Origin of the sequence: Streptococcus sp. 27098_8_76, assembly GCF_041432315.1 — a bacterium.
Classification (GTDB): Bacteria; Bacillota; Bacilli; order Lactobacillales; family Streptococcaceae; genus Streptococcus.
Genome location: NZ_JAPVZI010000015.1, coordinates 1 through 19211 on the forward strand (window position 1 = coordinate 1; position 19211 = coordinate 19211).

A 19211-nucleotide genomic window follows, 5' to 3' on the forward strand; every position below is an offset into this window, starting at 1 on the left:
CTGAATTGCAGACTCGCCTTTATCGGTTACAACTGATTCAGGTAACGTAGGTTGAACTGCTGGTTTGTCTTTATCGCTTACAACTGCTTTTGGCAATGCAGGTTGGACTTCTGGTGTGCCTTTGTTGGTTACTACAGCTTCTGGTAAAGCTGGTTGAACTTCAGGTTCACCTTTATCTGTTACGCCTGTTTCCGGCAACGCTGCTTGAACTTCTGTCGGCTTAGTTGAAGAAACAGGTTTTTCTTCCTGAATAGTTTGTACCTTTGATGGATTCTCTACAAAATTTGGTGTAACATTGTAATCTACCTTTTGTTGATTTTTGGGAGTAGCTACTGATTTCTCTTGATTGCTTACTTTAAATTCAGAAGTTATGTTTCCCTCTTTGATATATCCAATATAAGTGTAACCTGAAATCTCTTTAGGAAGAGGTAATTTCTCTCCTAAAGTTAATTCATAGTCAGTATTGTAATTTAGCAAAAGATGATTTTCTAAAGCATGGGCTGAAACTAAGACACCATTTCCTATTCCTGCAACCAATACTAAATGTAATACCGTTTTATTCTTAACCTTTTTCTTGGAGACGGCAAAAATTAAAATTCCCAGAGCAGCTAAGCTAGCACCAGCAACTAGGGCTTGCATCTCATTCTTACTTCCAGTGTTGGGTAATTCCCCCAGTTGATTTTGGGAATTTAATTTATAAACAAGATAATAAGTCTCATCATCATTCTCCACGTATGTCGGAATATCATAGACAAGCTGCTTCTTTTCATCTGATGATAACTCTGACTCTGTCACATATTTATAGTGAACACCTTTAGTCTCTTGAGCCTCTACAGATGAACTACCTAATACAGACATAAAAAATAAACTTGAAATCGTTGCAGATACAAGTCCTACTGATAATTTTCTAAATGAAAAACGCTGCTGTTTTTCACCAAAATACTTTTCCATCATTCCTCCTTGAAATAAAATTTAAAAATATGTAAGGCAAACTTTATTATATTAGCTGTTATCTTATAAAAAGGTAACATACTTTAATTATACTCTTAATTTACAAAAAAGTCTTAAAATTGAGTTACGCTTTCATACTTTGTTTTATATATAAAATACAAAGGAGCAAGGTTTGCCATTTCCTATTTTCTCTTTTTGGATAAAATGTAACCTACCATGGAATTTCCACGGTAGGTGTTACTTATATCATTAATCGTTCTAAAAATGGTTTGACGCAGTTGAGGAGAATTCCTTCTATCCAGCTTTCTTGTGCTGAGGATAGATGTTCTGTCTGAAGGCTTTCTTTTAAAAAGTCTCGGACTTGTTCTGGTGCGATTTCAAACTCAAAGGCTTTCATTTTATAGAAAAAGTCGATGAGAGGATCTGACAGGTATGCGGTTGAAAAGGGTACTTCACCACTTTTTCGATATGCTAATAAAAGCCGAGCAAATCGGGATTTTTCTTCAGGAAGCTCACGAAAATAGGAATTGAGAAGCCAGGTCTGCTTCTGCTTTCTCTCAATTGGATCCTGACTGGCAATTCGTTGGTCTTTTTCCAGCTCTTTTTGGTATTGTTTGGCCTTGATAGCCCGTTCTGTTCGATTTTTACCAAAAAGAATTTTCTCCCACTTGCGTTCTTCTTGGGTTAGGGTTTCTGTAAAGCCAAAGTAATCTTGATAGGCACGCTCTGCTGGTCCCATTGCTAGAACCAGATTGTCTGCATACTGCTTGGCGATTTTATCCCTCTTCTTGCGCTCTTTCTCTGCTTGGATACGGAGTTCTTGTTCGTAGTCAATTTTCTCCTTGCCTAGTTTGACAAGGTAGAGTTGGTCATCCGATTTCCCAAGTAAAAAGGGTTTGATACACTTTTCAAGGACTTCTTCCATCCGAGCCTTTTTCTTTGGCTCCGCCTTGGTCCAACTTCCTCCTTGAAAGACTTCTAGGAAGAGCTGGTAGTCTCTTTCAGGTGAGAACTGATTGCCACGATTGGGTTTAAAAACACCTTTTTCCCAGAGCCACTTTAGAAGACGTTCGTCAAAGTCACTTTTGTTAACTTTGATTTTTTCCTTTTTCTGGGCTTTTCTGGTCAGATTTTCAACCTTTCTGAGCAATTTTTCTTCCTCTTCTAGTTGCTGGTCAAGGGTCAATCGATGAAAATGACGAACACAGTCGCTACCAATCGGAAAGAGACGTTGGCCTGTGACACCATTAAAGAGTTCGTAGGCGTACTTGATGGCATTCCCACAGACACAATTGCTACGGCCGATACCGTTAAAAATCAAGGAAACTTCATTCCATTCCTTGGTAGCTTGTTCCCAAGTATCAGATTTTGAAGCCTGTAAAACCGCATCATGCAGGGATTTTCTAACTGGAAGTGTCATGGGGTCTCCTTTCTAGATTATACTTTTACAACTTGAACCTCTTCTTTACCCAGTAAAATCAAGTATTTTTCAATATTTTCAATCGAATAGGCTCGTGATAAAGCCTCTTCGTATAGGGCTAACTGACCACGATAGCGGTCTACGAGTTGACTTGGTTCATCATAGCGGTCTGTTTTATAGTCGAACAGAACGATTTTATCCTCGTAAAGTAGATAGCCATCAAGGATACCACGGACAACGAAGTCTTCCTTACTCTTTTGGTCTCGTTTGAGCATGGAGAAGGGTTGCTCGCGATAGAGATGGTTGGTATTAGCGAGAATTTCCTGACCGAATTCTGTATCAAAGAATGTAAGAATTTTCGAAAGATTAATCTTGTCTCTGACAGCTTGGCTAGTTTGAACTTGTTTGAGAGTTTCTGTCAGGCTAGCAAGGGTTGGTCGCTGACTGAGGTCCATTCTCTGCATGAGTTCGTGGGTAGCACTACCAATCTCAGCTCCTGTTACCTTTTCTTTGCTTGAAAAATCTGGTAAATCAAAGCTAATTTTCTTGTCTACTGACTGGCCTTGACCTGCAATCTCGACACCTTCCATGTCCATAACGGGTTCGTAAAATTTCTTGATTTGACTTGGGGTTTGAACACTAGGAAGTTCAATGGCTGCGCGGTGAAGAGTGTTATAAACTTCCACCTCTTTTAGCATTTCAAGAGCTTCTTTGATGGTATCTGACTGACGATTGTCTGCTTGAGAGCTAGCTTGGAGAGGGCTCTTGTTTTCCAATTCTCCGATATCTTCTCTAGTCAACTGGTCTTCGCCAACAAAGCGATAACTAAAGTTGAGCTTGTCCTTAGTAAACACTTTACTGATAGCCCAAAGCCAATCTTGGAAATTCCTTGCTTGCAGTCTAGTAGAGCTATTTAGTTTTCCATTTTTAGCTGCTGGGTATTCCTTGGCTTCCAACTTTTCACGAGAACCTTTGCCGACAAGATAGAGCTTTTTCTCAGCCCTCGTCATTGCAACATACAGAAGACGCATTTGCTCAGAATAGCTTGCCAGCTGTAATTCTTCTTCGTTCTGTCTATAGGTCAGACTAGGAATGGAGAGTTTGATGGTTTTAGGATAGTGATCTTCCGCTGCTCCTGTCTCCATTTTAGCAATATATTTGACACCAAGACCATTCTGACGGCTGAGAATGACTTCTGACATAGAGTCTTGCTTGTTAAAGTCTTGATCCATATTGAGGATAAAGACGTAAGGAAACTCCAGCCCTTTACTCTTGTGAATGGTCATGAGCTCTACTGCATCTTTTGGCGGTGCGACAGCCACGCTTGCCAAATCGTGCTGGGCTTCTAAAACTTGGTCAATCATACGGATAAAGCGGGACAAACCTTTGAAATTGCTCTTTTCAAATTGATCAGCACGCAGAGCTAGGGCATAGAGATTGGCCTGTCTAGCAGGACCATTTGGCAAGGCTCCAACATAGTCATAATAAAAACGGTCGTTATAAATCTTCCAAATCAAGTCATAGAGGGAGTGCGTTTTGGTATACAAGCGCCAAGAATCCAAGATATCCATGAATTGGTTTAGTTTCTCAGCTAGAGCTGTGTGAATCAAGCCTTTTTGACTACTTGCCAGTTTTTGTGCATTGATCAGTTTTTCATAGAGATTTTCTTGGACTTTATCCTCTGCTTTCTGAAGGGACAAACGTGCTAACTCGTCTTCATCAAAGCCAAACATTGGAGACTTCATAAGGGCAACCAAGGCGTAGTCTTGCAGAGGATTGTGAATGACACGAAGGGTGTCTAGCATGACTTGCACTTCTAGTGATTGAAGATAATTGTTTTGCTCTCCATCGGTTTTGACAGGAATTCCGTACTCAGACAGGGCGAGGAGAATCTGGTCATTACGACTGCGGCTGGAGGTCAGAAGGGCAATTTCTTTAAAGGCAACACCTTTTTCCTGATGAAGTTTAAGGATTTCCTTGATGACCAGGCGCATTTCGCCTGTTAGTTTCGTTTCTGCCTGACCCTCTTCTTCCTCATTTGAGTCGTCCTTATCGTAGAGGAGAAATTCTGCCTTGTTATCTGGATTGGGAGTCAGTTTGGTATTGGCGAAAACAAGCTGGTGCATGTTATCATAGTTGATTTCGCCGACCTCTTGGTCCATGAGACGTGCAAAAACATCATTGGTTGCTGACAGCACTTCTGAACTACTACGGAAATTTTCCTTGAGGAGAATCAACTTGCCTTCTTTAGGATTCTGTGCATAGCGTTGGAACTTTTCATTGAAAATCTGCGGATCTGCCTGACGGAAACGGTAGATAGACTGCTTGATATCCCCCACCATAAAGCGATTGTGACCATTAGACAGCAATTCCAACATCCGTTCTTGAATGTGGTTGGTATCCTGATACTCATCGACCATGACTTCGTGGAAGCGATCCTGATAAGCCTCACGAACTTGCGGGAAATTTTCTAAAATCTCAATGGTGTAATGGCTGATATCAGCGAATTCAAAGACATTTTCCTGACGTTTACGCTGACGATACGCCTCCACAAAATCACTCATGAAAGTTTGGAAAGTCTTAGCTAGTTCCCATGTGTCTTCATGATAACGTTCTTGATAGTCGAGAATGGCTACCTGGTCTGACAGTTGTCCTAGTTTAGCAAACTGTGCCTTTCTTTCTTCGTTGTAGGCATCAGCCAATGGCTTCAAATCAGCTTTACGACTTGCATTTGTCAGAGCTCGGCCGTTTTTCTCTTTAGAGATGGCGACAACACGCGCAAGCACTGCCTGATAAGCCTGTCTATCGGACTTCTGATTTAAGAAGCTAATTTCATCCAGAATTAATTGAACATTCTCTAGATAAGCAGCCTTTGGAAACTCCTTGGCATCATTATCCAAATGGTAACGGAAAAAGCTTTCCAAGTTCCAAAGGGCTTGCTGGATTTGCTCAGTCAGTTTTTCTTTTTCACTGGTAAAATCAGCTTTTTCAAATCCTTTTAGGAAAGATTCACTCAGCCATTTCTGAGGATTACTGGTGGATTGGAGGAAGTCATAGATTTTATAGACCTGCTGGCGCAGACCCCGTTCGTCCTTGCCACGCCCTGCAAAATTTTTCAGCAGATGACTAAAGGTCTCTTTCTGTTTACCTTGGTAATGCGCTTCAAAGACCTCGTGGAAGACTTCATTTTTTAGGATGAGTTGCTCGCTTTGATTTTGTAAAATACGGAAATTAGGCGCAATATTAATCAGATAGCCGTGTTTACCAAGGAATTTTTGTGTGAAAGAGTCCATAGTTCCGATGGCAGCGTTGGGTAGATCAGCCAACTGACGACCCAAGTGTTGTTTGAGGTCAACGTCATCGGTTTCTTGGATTTGTTGGCTGATTTTTTTCTCCAAACGTTCCTTAAGCTCAGTGGCTGCCTTAACGGTAAAGGTTGAGATGAAGAGTTGAGAAATTTCGACACCACGAGCCAATTGATCTAGAATGCGCTCTGCCATAACAAAGGTCTTCCCAGAACCAGCCGATGCTGAAACAAGGATATTTTGACCAGAAGTGTAGATTGCTTCGATTTGCTCGGCAGTTTTCTTTTGTTCCTTATTCGAATGCGCTTCTGCTTCTTGCAATTTTTGAATTTCCTTCTCAGTTAAAAAGGGAATAGGCTTCATCGATTCAACTCCTCTCTTATTTTTTCAAACCAAGCTTGCTTGAGCTTTTCTCCGACCAGACGCTTACCATCAGCTAGGTCTAACTTCTCTAAGAAACGGGCTTGACCCAAGTGGTAATTGGCTTCAAATCCTGTGATGGCTTGATGTTGATGAACATACGGTGCAATACTTCTGCCATTTTCGGTATAAGGATTAATAGCGAACTGGCCTGCTAAAATCTTCTCAGCTGCTTTCTTGTAAAGTTGGGCATTGTAGTCCAGCAAGAGCTGGAATTCCTCATTCGTCAGCTGATTTGCCTTGTTTTTATTGTAAAATTCACCCAAATGACTGCTTTCTTTTTCTAAAAAGAGCCCTTGGTATTTCATTGACTTGCTAGCTTCTACTACTGCACCTGCCAGACTTTTAACTGCCATCAAAGATTGGACAGGCTCAGCCATTTCCAAGTACATGGCTCCGAAAAAGTTCTGCTCCCCTTCTCTTTTTAGGGCAGCTAGATAGGTTGGCAGCTGGGAATTAAGCCCATTAAAGAAATGAGGAAACTGGAACTGAGTCAGACTGGACTTGTAGTCTACTACCCCTATCGCTCCATCAGCTTTCAATCGGTCAATGCGGTCAACCTTGCCTCGTACAAAGACACTGCGTCCATTGTCCAATTGAATAAAGGCTTGCTCTTTCCCACCGAAATTCGCTTCCTCTTTTATGGTTTCAATAACTGGATTGTGTCGGAGAATATGTCCAGTCGTCCGAACTACATCAAGCAGAACTTCCTTGGTAAACTGGGCTTCCAAACTTTCTTGATAAATAGCCTCAAATTCGCGTTCTTGACTGGTTTCTTGAATAGCTTGTTCTAGACGGTGGTCAAAGGAATCTTCGTCAGGCAACTGCAAGGCGCGTTCAAAAATACGGTGCAAGAAATTTCCGTGACTACGTGCATCTGGACGTAGGCGCAATTCTTCCTGTAAGCCTAGAACATAACGGAGGAAATAACTGTATTGGTTACGGTAAAACTCCGTCAAACCAGACGTAGACAGGTAAAATTCCTTGTCAGCTGGATAGAGAGCCTGCAAGGTGTCCTTGGTCAACTGCTTACTGCTTGGACTGGTTGGGAGGGCTGGATTTTCCAGACCTTGCTGGTCTAGTTTTTTACCCATCACACGCGCCAGAACCTTGACAAAGGTCAAATCTTGCTCAGTCTCACTCATCTCGCCCTGCTGGTGATAGGCAACCAGACTGGACAAAAGACTGTGATAGGACCCCATATCCTCCTTAGACAGCCCTTTGTGATTCATCCTCTTCTCTTTTCGACTAAATCCAAAATGGACTAGCTCTTGAAGATAGGCAGATTCCTTACTTTCACTTTCGTTAAAAAGGCTTGGAGCCGACAAGACCAACTTCTTACGCGCAGAATTGATCAAGGAAAGCATAGTATAGCGATTTTTCTTGAGGTTTTCACTGCTGGCAATCAGCAATTGACTCCCCTCTTCTGTCGCTTGGTTTAGGTTTTGCCTTTCTTCATCTGTCAAAAGACTGGTGTTTTGCGCAATTTTTGGTAAATTGTCCTGAGTCAGCCCAATGGCATAGACAAAGTCAGCTGTTAAGGGCGCAATCAAATCGTAACTCTGCACTAGGACAGTGTCCACTGTCGCTGGAATGGTACGGTATTGAGATAGACTCATTCCAGAATGGAGCAAGGCTAGGAAGTCTTCTAGACTAACCTGTGAACCAGCAAAAACAGTCGCAAATTGTTCTAAAACATGACAGAATGCCTTCCAAACTTCGGCTTGTCTTTCCTGTTCTACAGCTTCCATAGTGGCTGTCAAATCTTGTAACTGCTTGGTCACAGCTCCTTCTTTTAGAAAAGAGTTCCACTTTTGCAAGAGATTTTCAGACTTCTGTTTTCGACTGGCAAAGAGAGTTTCAAGAGGTTCTAAAATTCTCAGGCGAAGGGCATTCAAACGCTCAAGATTAAATTTCCCATGGTGGGACTTGGTAAATGTCTGCTGAAAGGATGGCAAGCCATTGATACCAAGATAGCGGATATATTGCTCAAAAGCATCAATATCAGCCTGACTAAGGTCGGTATACAAACCTGTTCTAAGAAGGTTTATCAAATCCTCCTGACGGAAACGATAGCGTTTCAAAGCTAAAATAGACTCGACAAATTGTGTCAAGGGATGATGAGCCATGGATTCGCTTCTACCAAGATAGAAAGGAATCTGATACTGGTCAAAAATCGTTTTGAGAGATAACTGATAAGAGGCCACATCCCCCAAGAGAATACGAAAATGCTTGTAACTCAGGTCTGAGTTCTCGTGCAATTTCTGACGAATGCTACGGGCTACTAGCTCTAACTCCTCCTTTTGTGTCAAACAAGACCAGATTTGTAAGTTTTCACGGTCTTTCTCATCGACATCCAATGTTAATTCTGAAAAGTCATAAGAAGACTCCAGCAAACGAGAGGCCTTGTCAAAGCTATCCATCTTCTCATGAGTTTGAGAACAATCCTGGGCAGGTGTTTGGTATTTAGAAGCTAGATGATGGAGAAACTCCACACTGGCTTGGTAGAGATTGCCCTCGCTAAAAGGGCTAGTATAGGCTTTCTTACTAGCATAGGCTCCAATGACAATCTCAACACCCTTGCCATGAAGTAAGTCCACAATCCGCTCTTCTTCGGCAGAAAAACGAGTAAATCCATCAATAACCAAAGCGATTTGAGTAAAATTACTACTTACCTTGTCATTCTCAATAGCCTCAATCAAATGGGACAATTGACTTCCCTGAGCCAACTGCCCCTGATTGAGATAAGCCGTTACCTTCTCAAAAATCAAGAGTAAATCGGCCCTCTTGTCCTCATCCGTCAAACTCTCCAAGTCCAAAAAACTCATCTGAGCCTTGGTCATCTCGTGGTAAAGATCAATCAACTGCTGGATAAACTGAGGATCCTGCTTGATGGCTCCGTATACTCGTAAGTCTTTGGGATCAAGTTCGGCAAGGCATTTGTAAAAGGCCATCCCAAGACCGATGTCATCTAGACTCGTCTTGGCAGGCAAGTCATTTAAAACTAGATAACGAGCCATTTGAGCAAAGCGCGTGACGGTAATAGCAAAAGAAGCTTGCTGGGACAAGCATTCCAGCACGGCGCGTTCCTTTTCAAATGAAAGAGAGTTAGGGGCAATGTAGAAGACTCGCTTGCCAGCAGCAACTAGCTCTTCAGCCTCCCTAGTTAGAATTTCAGTCAAAGAAGTCCGAATATCAGTATAAAGTAATTTCATCTCTGCCTCGTTGGAATTTTTCATTACCTTTTATTATACCATGATTAGCCACCCAAGTCTGAAAATAATCAGTTCTTGCTCATCTATTGAAAAGAAAATGCCGGAAAGTTCCGACATTGTTTTAGTAAGCTAACTTCCTGAAAATAGGAGTAACCACACATTCCAGAAAGCAGTGATATTGATGAGAATATGAACTAGTATTGGATAGTAGAGATTTTTAGTCATGCGATACAATAGAGCCAAAATGAGACCTCCACTAGCATAAATGAAAAAAGCAAGAGGAGTTAAAGCGAAATTGATATGAATATAACCGAAAATAATAGCAGAAAGCAAGACATCTCCGTACCAAGGCGAGTTTTTGAAAAAGGTTGTCATAAGCACACCGCGATAAATCAATTCCTCAGCAATAGGGCCGATGAAGCAAGCTATGAGCAAGAAATAGGGTAATTCCTGTCTCCCTATCATTTCTATCGTTTCATTCAAAGAAATTTGATTTGAAGACGTGGATATGAAATACGAAAAGAGGAAGTCCGACATATACAAAATGATATAGCCCAGTAAAAGGTAGATAAAGTACCTCGGCTGCCATTTAAAATGAAAAGTTTGCTTTCCTGCAAAAACTAGTAGATAGATGACTGCTGACAAAAGAACACCACTCTCCATCAAAAGCAGAATCTGAAAAAATTCACGACTTGCTGGTAGATAGGACTTTGCGAGATGATTGAAAAGCCTCCAAAACCAAGTTGAGTTGTAAAAAATTAAGGATAATGCTAGTAAAATCTGAATAGCTCGTTTTTTCATATTAAATCCTCTGTCTTCCTTGGCTAGATTATTGAATATAATGGTTTACTTAACTGCATAACAAGTTTAGTATAGCATCTCTTTACAAAATATCCTCTTCAAATCATGAATTGTCATCAAAACATCCTAGACTGTAAAATCAATTACCCCCTCCCCTTTTACCATTATCTTCTCTAACAAAGGAAGACCTATAATTAAGTTACTAACCTTGGATATAGATTGATTTCTCCTAAATGAATCCAAAGCTCCCAAAAAATCAGGTGGTTTATTTAGCCTGAACCTTACGGAGCAAGATAAATAAAAGCCAGTATTGCTACTGACTCTTACATCATTTTAATTTAACAGGATAAATTTATACTTCTGATTTCGTCATAACTGACTCACTACCTTTTTAACAAAGCAAGTAATTTTTCTGCTTCTGCCATGATGCCATTATTATTCATGGTTTGGAGACTCAGATTATTTCGTAAACCAGCTAGGCTCTCTGTCACATTGTTTTTCAAGCTAGCATCCGTTACTGCATCAAGTAGATCTTCTACTTCTTTAAGCTTGGCTTCTACTTTTTCAGTCTCTACTTGAGGGACTTCAGCTTCGTCTGTTGTATCGTTAGCTACTCCCTCTGTCTCGTCTTCATCAGTGCTTGGTTTATAAAGATTATCTACTGAAGGGTTTAAACCTGCGTGATTCTCTTTTTCATTGGATTCAGGACGAGTTGGCTCACTTACTTCATCATGTTCCTTATCTTCATCAGGTTTACTGTCTTGGTCTGCCTTATTTTTACGAACATGGTCGCTGGCATTTCCCCAACCATTATCTGAGTGAGGGCGTTCATTTGGATGTTCAACATAATATTTTACAGTCGCAAAAAGATCCTCAAGGCTATAACCTTTAGGTGCCTCATATAGTCCTTCGTCAAACCAAGAAAATTTAATGTTATGGTAATGGTCGTAATGAGGTATAATTAAGCTACCATTTTTAACTTCAACAGTATGTTGTAGATTGTAAGGAATATGATCAAGTGGAACCTTTTTAGCTGCTTTCACTTTATTATATATTGCTTCTACTCCTTTAACCTCAGTATTTCCTGAACCCTGATTATCTGTTGAAGGAGGCGTCAAACCTTTCTCTTTAGCATAAGCCTGAGCTACTGCTCTTTCAGCTTCAGACAAACTTTCTTTCTTGATCCAATGACTATGAGTCATATGCGGAGTTACATAGGCATCGCCTTCATCGCTCGTTATATCACGAGGATCAAAGATATAGCCATCTTCTGTTGTATACTTACCTGCTAATTTCGCTAATTTAATTTCATCGTCCGTATAAGCAATTTGAGCATTTGATTTGCCAAGTCGCTCTGGATGGGTAATTGGCGCTAGGAAGGTAAGAATATCATCAACTAACTTGACTTTATCACTTGAAACATCATTAAGACGTTCCAATAGTTTATCCAAAGCGTCAAAATCAGCTTGGCGCCCTTTATTAGAAATCAAATTTTGATGAACTTTTGCTAGTAAATCATAAAACTTGTTGTAAAATTCTTGCTCACTAGAAGGGATGGTACTTTTCTTAGCTCCTAACACATGAGACAAACTTTCTTGTTTGGCAAGTTTATTATCAATGGCTGCAATAGTTTCTGCTGAAAGTTCCTTAGCAGAAATATAACGAGAAATTCCATTCTCTTCAAAGACATAACCATCAGCTACCTTTCGAACAGCCTGTTTAACCAATTTTTCATCAATTGGATTGCTTGGAGATGGTTGAGGATTTGGTACAGGTTGTGAACTTGGTACTGGGGTAGTCTCTGGAACAGGGATTGGATTTGGTTTCGATGGTAACCAATGACTTGAACTATAATGAAGTGGAATCATTCTTGCAATCTTCTGCTCTAGATCAGACATTTGTGAATAAGGAATAAAGTGATAATGGTCTCCGTGAGGCACTGCAACACCGTTAGCTGTACGTTTGATGATTTGTGCCGGATCAAAGACTAATCCATCAGATTCCACATGGCGTTCTGACAAAGGTTTGGCATACAATTCACTTAAAAGTGTTGGGATATCTTCCCCTTGATTTTGATGATATGTTGGGGTGACAGTCAGGTTTGGAGTCTCTGTCAAACTTGGTTGGACTGGTTTAGCATTATCACTACTTGGTTTACTTGAGCTTGTAGCGGAATGAGAACCCTGTTTACCATTCCAATAAGCTTGGGCAGCAGCCAATTCTCCTGCTGACAAATCACTCTTAGGTATATAGTGGAAATGATTGCCATGCGGTACAACAAAAGCGTCACCTGTATCTTCAATCACATCTGTCGGACTAAAGACATACCCATCATCCGTTGTATAGGCGCCTCCAGTTGTTCTATTCGGTGCTGGCGTATTGAGATTAAAGTTTGGTTTAATCGTTGAACTTGGTTTATCTGTACTGCTTGGTTTCGGATTGTCAGCATGACCTTGAACTGGTTGACCACCAATTGGCAGATTTCGAGCCAATTTTTCTTCCAAGGCAGACATTTGCGAATAAGGGATAAAATGGAAATGATCCCCGTGAGGCACTGCCACACCATTTGCTGTACGTTTTGTAATCTGTGCTGGATCAAATACCAAGCCATCAGACTCCACATGACGTTGGCTAAGTGGCAAGGCGTACAATTCTTGAAGAAGACTAGCTAAATCCTCACTTGAGCTCTCCGGAGCTTTGGCAGAATCTTGAGGAGTTTCAGATTGACTCATTCTTAGACTAGATCTTGTTTCAGCTCTGCTTGAACGATATTCAACCGTACTTAATTGGCCACCTTTCCCAGATAAGAAAGCTTGGGCAGCAGCTAATTCACTAGCAGACAAATCACTCTTAGGAATATAGTGGAAGTGATTGCCATGAGGAACAATATAAGCATCACCCGTGTCCTCAATGATATCAGAGGCATTGAAGATATAACCATCATCCGTTGTATAACGGCCTTGAGCTCTGGCAGCAACTACCGCCTGATCGTTAGAACCGCCTCCATGATTATGACTGTGTTCCTGCTTCTGACGTTTAATCTCTTCTTTTGTCCGAATATTGTCCGCATGAGCCGCATCTTTAAGGTAAACATAGTATTTCCCGCCTACCTTAATCACATAGCCACCCTTGATTTCATTGACAATGTCTGAATCCTTCAACTGATAATTCGGATCTTTCATCAGCAGTTCTTCACTGATGATGGCATCATAAGGAACCTTGCCATTATAGTAATGATAATGGTCTCCATGAGAGGTCACATAACCTTGATCCGTAATCTTGATGACGATCTGTTCTGCGTTGATTCCCTCTCTTTTACTGACTTCATCGGGTGTCAAGTTCTCTGCCTTTTGACTAGCCTGATCACCGTCTATGTAAGCAACTCGATTAGAATCTTTCTTAACTTGACCAGCTTGATACCGACCAAGTTCATAGGAACAAACACTTAGGGCAAGGACTGCCACCGAACTCGCTACATATTTTTTATTGATTTTCATTCTTTCCTCACTTTAATTCTTCTGCTAAAACACTCATATTTTCTTCCAGGTTTTCTAAATAAGTCTTGTCATTTTGTGGGTCTGCCTCTAAAGGATTCAGAGTTTTAAGCCCCACACCTGTTGATTTGACAAGAGTTTCAGCTACTTTTGAAGAAGCATTACTTTCTGTAAAAATCGTTTTAACCTTATAGGTTTTAACAAATTCCTGAATTTCTGTAAGTTGTCGTGGACTTGGTTCTTGTTCAGGAGAGATGCCTGCAATACCAAGTTGATTAAGTCCAAATCTCTTCGCTAGATAAGAAAAGGCTGTATGTTGTGTTACAAATGTTTTCTGAGTCGCTTTTTCAAATTTAGGCTGGAATTTCTTAGTCAGTTCTTGAGCTTTTTTGATAAAGGCTTGCGCATTTTTCTGGTAAGTTTCTTTATGCTCACTATCCACCTCTGAAAGTTTATCAGCGATAATCTGAGCTTCTTCGCCAGCTTTTTCAGGATCTAGCCAAGTGTGAGGGTCATAGAGCGTTTTTTCATCAACTCCATCCCCTGCTTCCACATCTTCTAGCCCTGGAACACGGTCTAAAGTCATTCCCTCTGAAGCCTCTAAAACCTTCACTTTAGATTTTTTTAGATTTGGATCCAGACTTCCTGCCCAAGATTCGAGCGTATGAGAATGGTAAACAAAGACATCTGCATCATAAATGGCTGCAATATCATTTGCTGAAGGTTCAAAGGAGTGAATTCCGCTACTTGACTGAATCATCCGAACATCATTCAAGTCACCAGATACTTCCTTGACCATAGCGTAGATAGGATAGAAACTGGTCACAATTTTCATCCCTTTCCCTGTCTGGCTTTCCTTTTGACCACAAGCTCCTAAACACAAAAGAAAGACACTTAACAATACTAAAAATAAACTTTGTTTTTTCATGGATAACCCCTTAACTATTTAATTAACTGGTAAACATTCTACTCCTAAAAATTTAATCTGTCAAGCTATTTTAAGAAAAAAATTGAAATTTCTTTCACATATAAAAATCTGCTGAGTTTCAACAACTCAACAGATTCTCACTTTATATACTCAATGAAAATCAAAGAGCAAATTAGGAAGCTAGCCGCAGGCTGCTCAAAGCACGACTTTGAGGTTGCAGATAGAACTGACGAAGTCAGCTCAAAACATGTTTTTGAGGTTGTAGATGAAACTGACGAAGTCAGCTCAAAACACTGTTTTGAGGTTGTAGATAGAACTGACGAAGTCAGCTCAAAACACTGTTTTGAGGTTGTAGATAAGACTGACGAAGTCAGTCACATATATACGGCAAGGCGAAGCTGACGTGGTTTGAAGAGATTTTCGAAGAGTATTATTCTTCTATGGTAGAATGCTTATAACCATAAGTGAAGTAAATGATACTTCCTATCAACAATGCAACTAGGAAAGCAATCCAAGTTTCCATATTATACTGCAACATAAATGATAAACAAATGATGATTGATAAAATCGGTAATAAGGGTACCAATGGTGTTTTAAATTCTCCAGCATTGGGCATTCCTTTTTCTTTCCGTAAGCGAATCAGACCATAAGCCAGCATGATTAAGTAGGCCAAGGTACAAATATTTAAGAAGGCTGCGATACTAGCAAGAGGGAACATTCCTGCTGCTACTGCTGAAGCTAGACCGGTCAAGATAGTAGCATTTTTTGGTACCTTGCTTGTTTTGGTCAGTTCTTTAAAGGCAGCAGGCATCAAGCCGTCACGCGCTAAACTGTAAATCATACGAGATAGGGCATAAGTCATCGAGATACAAACCGTAATCAAGGTCAAGATAGCCACCAATGACACATAATTAGCTGCCCAACTAATCCCAACGCTGCGAAGGGCAAAGGCAACGGCATCGTCGACATTTAGATGACTATAGTGAACCACACCAGTCAAGACAAGCGTCACCAAGGCATAAAGAATGGTTACGATAGAAAGCGATAAGACAATCCCTCTAGGAATATTTTTTTGAGGAGTCTTGACTTCATCTACAGCCATAGAAATAGATTCAAATCCCAAAAAACCGAAGAACATCAAGGACGCACCAGCCATAATACCAGTACTAGCACCATAGATTTGTCCAAAACCATAAGGAGCAAAATTGCTCCAATTATCAAGTTTAATATGCCAAATTCCTACTAAAACAAAGAGAGCTAAAGCGGAAAATTTCAGAATCACTAGAATAGAATTAAAGCGTAAGGCTGCTTTAGCATTAAGTAAAACAAGCGAGGTCACCAATACCAAGACAAGAATAGGCAATAAATCAACAAATGTTCCTGCTTGAGGATTAAAGGTACCATTTAAAGCCTGAGGAAGGGCTATCCCGTATTGAGAGAGCAAGCCTTTAAAGTAAGCTGCCCAACCCGAAGCTACGCCTGATATGGCTGTCATGAACTCCATCATGGTTAACCAACCAGCCAACCAGGCTGGGAATTCTCCTAAAATAGCATAGAGATAACTGTAGGCACCACCTGTAGCAGGTACTCGCGAAGCAAATTCTGCAAAAAAGAGGGCTGATAATCCCACACACAAGGCAGAAATCACGATTGAAATCACTAGGGCTGGACCCGCTAGAGTTGCAGCTGCAGTACCTGTAATTGTAAAGACACCTGTCCCTACCATGGCTCCAATACCCAGCAAAATCAAATCCCATAACTTCAAATGCCTATGCATCTCCGTTTTATCTAAACTAACATTTTTTGTTCTAAATATATTCATCTTTGACTCCAAAATAAAATGATGATTCTATTTTACCATAAATATAGGAGATTTGTGAATATTTATAAAACATTTTTCTGAAAAAATCTGACTACCTTTTTGTAATAGCTTATACTCAATGAAAATCAAAGAGCAAACTAGGAAACTAGCCACAGGCTGTACTTGAGTACGGCAAGGCGACGTTGACGTGGTTTGAATTTGATTTTCGAAGAGTATTAAGAACCAAAACTCTTGAAGAAGTTGACAATGGCTTGCCAGAGGGAGCTTAAAAAGTTCCCGCCGTCCTCTAGCGCCTTATCAGCATCAAAGTTAAGGTTGATATTTTTAAAACTGTCGCCAGCTTGTGAAACAATACTTTGTTTCAGGTCATTCAAGGTTTTAGTGAAGTCTGCATTGCTGAGGATATCACTTTTTGAGAGATTTAAAGCAAAATTGATGATGATATTGATCTGGTTTCCTGTTATAACCTGATCAAGTTTGTAATTTTTTAAGGTATCTTCAACGATTTTACGGACATCTTCCTCTGTCAGATTTCCCTTGCTTTCTTTAGCTTTGGCAAGTCCTGACTTGATATCGGCTAGGGCAACGTTTAATTTATTAGCATCATAGCCTGATTTGTCCTTGTTTTCAGCATTGATATCTGACAAAGCCTTTAGCTCTTCTTGAGCCAAATCTTTGTTGGCTTGTGGCACCTTGGCTCCATTAGCTTCTAGAGAATAGTATATCCCTGCTAAAGCACTCTCACCTGTAACTGGAATGGGGGCGGCTACAGTGATTTTGGCGTGTTCCACACCCAAAGTTACGGCCGCATTGCGGTACATATCCTGCGTCACCTTAGTGATGTTTTCTGGTGTTTCAATCTTGACCTCAAGTGGCGACTTGTCACCTAGTTTTTGAATCTTGGCTGATGAATACAACTGTAAACTAGAGTCATTGGCCACATTCATGATTTTAGAATAGACATCAGGTGTCATAGTCTTGAGTTCTTTGGTATCTGTTGAGGCATTGTAGCCCAGTTTTTTAAGGGTTTGATTTTTTTGGTCTTCAGATAGGGATGAACCTAGGACATATTCAGGTTGGACATAGGTTTCATCGATGACTTTTTGCACATCTGTTGCTGCATGGACACTATTCATAGCTGTTACTGCCCACAAGACCGCAGCACTGGTCAGAAAGAGTTTCTTTCTCATAGGGAATTCCCTCCTTTACCTTTCTAGAGTAATATATCTATCTTAAAGAAAACTTATAACAAAAACACCTGGGCTAGCCAGATGTCGAAAAGAGAGTGAAACATTTGATGATGTAAAGGTTGAGTTGCACCTGTCTAGAATAGTAATAGTTTCCTCCATTTACATAGAGTTCGGCACCATGAAAAATGGAAATGGGGTGAATATAACTATAAGTCTTTCCAGTGGTATTACCAAGCAAGGGGGCAACAGTCTCACGAGAGTACTGTTTGGCCAGAGCCAAGGTATTTTCCTTGCCATTTTGGGCGATAAAATCGATATAGGCAGGTCCAAAATTATAGGCTTGAACAGCCGTCCAGACATCTACATCCTTTTTCTGGGCCAGATAGAGATTGTCTGTCAGAGTTTGAACGCCTTGCCGAATGCTAGAGGCATTATCATTGATGGTGTTGGTGGAACCACTGGCAGACTCACTAGATTGCATAACATCGCCTTCTTTTCCTTTTGTTTCGGTATAAATCATAGCGAGCACAAGCTCTTCGTTTGCTGGAGTGTCTTTTTCACTCAAAATTTCTCGCACCATGGGTTGATAGGTCATGACTTGTTTGACATCTTGGTGAACGTGGTAAGCTTTATAGCCAGCAAAAAGGAAGACTGCTAGTACAAGCACTCTTCGAATTCGTTTAAACATTATTTACTTTGGATATCCTCGATATTTTTGATTAAGATAGAGTAGGTTCCATTGTCATTTTGAATAAACTCGACAGACTCGGCGTCTTGATAGACATTATTGGGAACGATGAGTTCAATTCCATTTGACAAGGAGAGTTTTTGATTTTCAAATTTCTTTAATTGGCGACTGGCATCAATTTCATCAAATTGAACTGGTTCTGGTACGGCTTCTTTGACTTGGTCAATAAAGCTCAAACGAGCAGTCAGATTATTGTCAAAAAGGTCATTGGCCAATTTCTCAGGCGACAATTCATTGCTTTCTTCTAAGTTGTTGAAAATCGCTGATTTTACCTTAGATTGAAATTGAAAATCATCTGTATTAAAAGATTCGGCAATTCTCTGGGCTGTCTTTTCCAGTTCCTTGATGGATTTCTTGGGTGAAATCTTAGGGGCGACGGCAAGAAGATTTTCTGAAAAATAGTTCAAAAAAGCCCCGTTGTACTTGATTCGTTTTTCAATCAGGTGATACTTGCGACTCTGGAGATTGACTACCAAGGCCTCATCAGCTCCTGTTCCAAATCCAGGTAGGTTATTCTGAGTTAGCTTGATTGGATTATCAACTTCTCCACCGAGGTGGGTCAAGGTCTCCCGCAGGGCAATTCGTAAGAAAGCAAAATGTTCCACGCCTTCTTTAGAAAATTGCACAAAAATCAAGTCATTGGTCTTGAGGTTTTCAGAAATACTGAACTCTTCTTTCCAGAGATTAGCCAGTGTTACTGATGTCTCCAACAAATCATCTGTGATATGATTGAAGAAGGGATTTTCTTCCTCGAAAATCCCAGTCTTAGCTTCATCTGAATACACACGTTCAATTTTTTTACGCAAGTATTCTTCGATTTTTGGAGTAATATTGAGAAACTTATCCGCTAGGAACAGCTCGGTATCATCCGGACTGAACTGGTGAATAATGGCTTTCTTAATATAAATGTCCATAAA

The 19211-nt window shown here is 40.5% G+C and carries 12 protein-coding genes; 1 reads left to right on the top strand and 11 read right to left on the bottom strand.

Annotated elements, in window-relative coordinates; translation table 11 throughout:
• The 7 genes from O3636_RS09610 to adcAII form a co-directional block, all read right to left on the bottom strand.
• The coding region (locus O3636_RS09610; RefSeq protein ID WP_371642895.1) for a YSIRK-type signal peptide-containing protein at nucleotides 1–951 on the bottom strand (951 nt) is incomplete at its 3' end.
• Between the two features lie 241 nt (nucleotides 952–1192).
• Nucleotides 1193–2371 (bottom strand): hypothetical protein, encoded by a 1179-nt coding sequence (locus tag O3636_RS09615; RefSeq protein ID WP_261012739.1) that lies wholly within the window; start codon nucleotides 2369–2371, stop codon nucleotides 1193–1195.
• A 17-nt stretch (nucleotides 2372–2388) separates the two neighbouring features.
• A complete protein-coding gene (gene addA, locus O3636_RS09620) occupies nucleotides 2389–6039 on the bottom strand; it encodes a helicase-exonuclease AddAB subunit AddA (RefSeq protein ID WP_371642897.1) in 3651 nt (1216 codons plus the stop codon).
• A complete protein-coding gene (gene rexB, locus O3636_RS09625) occupies nucleotides 6036–9311 on the bottom strand; it encodes an ATP-dependent nuclease subunit B (protein WP_371642932.1) in 3276 nt (1091 codons plus the stop codon). The genes addA and rexB overlap by 4 nt, the downstream gene beginning before the upstream one ends.
• A 129-nt stretch (nucleotides 9312–9440) precedes the next feature.
• A complete protein-coding gene (locus O3636_RS09630) occupies nucleotides 9441–10112 on the bottom strand; it encodes a CPBP family intramembrane metalloprotease (protein WP_261012736.1) in 672 nt (223 codons plus the stop codon).
• A gap of 383 nt (nucleotides 10113–10495) precedes the next feature.
• Nucleotides 10496–13609 (bottom strand): pneumococcal-type histidine triad protein, encoded by a 3114-nt coding sequence (locus O3636_RS09635; RefSeq protein ID WP_261012735.1) that lies wholly within the window; start codon nucleotides 13607–13609, stop codon nucleotides 10496–10498.
• Nucleotides 13610–13616: 7 nt separating this feature from the next.
• Complete coding sequence (adcAII, locus tag O3636_RS09640) at nucleotides 13617–14534, bottom strand: zinc-binding lipoprotein AdcAII (RefSeq protein ID WP_000744916.1); 918 nt, start codon at nucleotides 14532–14534, stop codon at nucleotides 13617–13619.
• Between the two features lie 153 nt (nucleotides 14535–14687).
• On the opposite strand from adcAII, the gene O3636_RS09645 reads away from it, so the two are divergent.
• Nucleotides 14688–14936, top strand: coding sequence for a hypothetical protein (locus O3636_RS09645; RefSeq protein ID WP_261012733.1), 249 nt, complete (start codon nucleotides 14688–14690; stop codon nucleotides 14934–14936).
• 28 nt (nucleotides 14937–14964) lie between these two features.
• Here the strand turns inward: O3636_RS09645 and O3636_RS09650 are convergent, their stop codons facing one another.
• From O3636_RS09650 to O3636_RS09665, 4 genes are all read right to left on the bottom strand, one after another.
• Entirely contained in the window at nucleotides 14965–16356 is a 1392-nt protein-coding gene (locus tag O3636_RS09650; RefSeq protein WP_173251703.1) for an amino acid permease, read from the bottom strand.
• A gap of 215 nt (nucleotides 16357–16571) precedes the next feature.
• On the bottom strand, nucleotides 16572–17546 hold the full coding sequence (locus tag O3636_RS09655; RefSeq protein ID WP_001227769.1) for a DUF1002 domain-containing protein: 975 nt from the start codon (nucleotides 17544–17546) through the stop codon (nucleotides 16572–16574).
• Between the two features lie 73 nt (nucleotides 17547–17619).
• The gene (gene pmp23, locus O3636_RS09660) at nucleotides 17620–18234 is read right to left on the bottom strand and encodes a cell wall hydrolase Pmp23 (protein WP_371642900.1); all 615 of its coding nucleotides are present in this window, start codon (nucleotides 18232–18234) and stop codon (nucleotides 17620–17622) included.
• Complete coding sequence (locus O3636_RS09665; RefSeq protein ID WP_050224330.1) at nucleotides 18234–19208, bottom strand: nucleoid-associated protein; 975 nt, start codon at nucleotides 19206–19208, stop codon at nucleotides 18234–18236. The genes pmp23 and O3636_RS09665 overlap by 1 nt, the downstream gene beginning before the upstream one ends.
• Between the last annotated feature and the right edge of the window lie 3 nt (nucleotides 19209–19211).